Below are 1,871 nucleotides of genomic sequence, written 5' to 3'. Positions count from 1 at the left end.
TCGAGCATGGCTCGACTCTACAAAAAAGCGCCGGGGGGTGCCCGGCGCTTTCTGCTTACTTGGCTTCGGCCTTGGCCAGCATGTCCTGCACCGAGGCGGTGGTGATCGGGTGGTAGCCCGGCTTGGCCTTTTCGAAGGCCTGCTTGGCCAGCTCCAGCCCCTTCGGGGTCTTCACCAGTTCAGCGTAGATCGGCATGATCAGCTTGCGACGGCCGACGCGCTCGATGAATGCAGCGGCCCCTTCGTTGGCCTGCTCGTAACCGCTGCGGATCGCCAGCGGATACCAGCGCATGGCGATCTCGCCATTCGGGGTACCGGTGAAGTGGAACGCCTTGTCCAGCGTGGCCAGCTTGTCCAGCGGCTGGGTGGCGCCCAGGCCGTCGATGAAGCGCACCCATTCCTGCGTGCTCCAGTCGGCGATGACCTGGCTGCTCGGCACGGTGCCGGCGCTGGCGAAGGCGATGCGCGCGGTATCGACGCTGCTGAAGTTGCGCGACTGCGCCTTGGCTGCGAACGCCGGGATGCCCGGCTCGTCCAGCCAGGCCTTCAGTTCAGCCTCGGTCACTGCCGACGGATTCTTCGGCAGCAGGTTCTTCTTCAGGTACTCGACGAACTGGTCGGTGTTCGCGCTCTGGAAGGCGTGGTCATCGAACCAGCCACGCAGGAACGGATCGAACGTCTCGCGGCCGAAGCGCTGTTCCAGGAACTCCAGGAACCACGAACCCTTGACGTAGGCGACCTGGCTGAGGGCTTCGTCGGGGTCGCGCTCGTTCAGCGGCGGCAGTGCCAGCGCCTGGTCGGCCGGGCTCATGTCCTTCACTTCGGCCAGCAGGTCGGTCTGGTCGATCTGCTTCTCCATCTCGGCCATCTCCTTGCCGTACAGGGCTTCGGTGATGCGGCCCTGGACGTAGGTGGTGAAGCCTTCATTGAGCCAGATGTCCTTCCAGCTGGCGTTGGTCACCAGGTTGCCCGACCAGCTGTGCGCCAGTTCGTGGGCCACCAGCGACACCAGCGACTTGTCGCCGACGATCACGGTCGGGGTGGCGAAGGTCAGGCGCGGGTTCTCCATGCCACCGAACGGGAACGACGGCGGCAGCACCAGCATGTCGTAGCGGCCCCAGCGGTATTCGCCGTACAGCTTCTCGGCGGCACCGATCATCTTCTCGGTGTCTTCGAATTCCTTGGCGGCCTTGTTGACCATGGTCGGCTCGGCCCAGACGCCGGAGCGGCCGGAGATCGGCTCGAACACCAGGTCGCCGGCGGCGATGGCCAACAGGTACGACGGAATCGGCTGCGGCATCTTGAAGGTGTAGTCACCGTCACGCGCGGCCTTCGGATCGTTGTCGGCGCTCATCAGCACCATCACGTCCGGGCGCGAGACCACGTGCGCGCTGTAGGTGAAGCGCACGCTCGGGGTGTCCTGCAGCGGCACCCAGGAACGGGCGTGGATGGCCTGCGACTGGCTGAACATGAAGGGCAGCTTCTTGCCCTCGGTCATCGACGGCGCCAGCCACTGCAGGCCCGAAGCGGTCGGTGCGGTGTGGTAGGTCACTTCCACCTTGGCCGGCTGCTCCGGGGCTTCGATGGTCAGCTTGCTGCCGAACACCTTGTCAGCGGCGGCCAGCTCGAACTTCAGCGGGCTGCGCGCGCCATCGGCGGCGACCGCCTCGACCTTGGACACGGTCAGCTCGCGGGTGTCGAGCACCAGCTGCTTGGCGTCCTTCTGCTTCCATTCCAGGGTGTAGGTGGCGGTGCCGCCGATCTGCTTCTGGTCGAAGTCCAGCTTCAGATCCAGCGCGATGTCCTTGATGACGACCTTGTCCGGCTCGGCGTACGAGCTTTCGTCGTGGCTGCGGTTGTCGGCGTTCACG

1 protein-coding gene is annotated in these 1,871 nt (G+C 65.4%); it reads right to left on the bottom strand.

Translation table 11 applies throughout. From position 1 onward, the window contains the following. Nucleotides 1-55: 55 nt before the first annotated feature. Nucleotides 56-1,870, bottom strand: coding sequence for a M1 family metallopeptidase (locus QRO93_RS17765; protein WP_285304300.1), 1,815 nt, complete (start codon nt 1,868-1,870; stop codon nt 56-58). Between the last annotated feature and the right edge of the window lies 1 nt (nt 1,871).

Origin of the sequence: Stenotrophomonas maltophilia group sp. Smal17, from assembly GCF_030237045.1 — a bacterium.
GTDB lineage: Bacteria > Pseudomonadota > Gammaproteobacteria > Xanthomonadales > Xanthomonadaceae > Stenotrophomonas > Stenotrophomonas forensis.
Note: the sequence above shows the minus strand (reverse complement) of the source record. Positions and strands in the feature narration are given on the sequence as shown.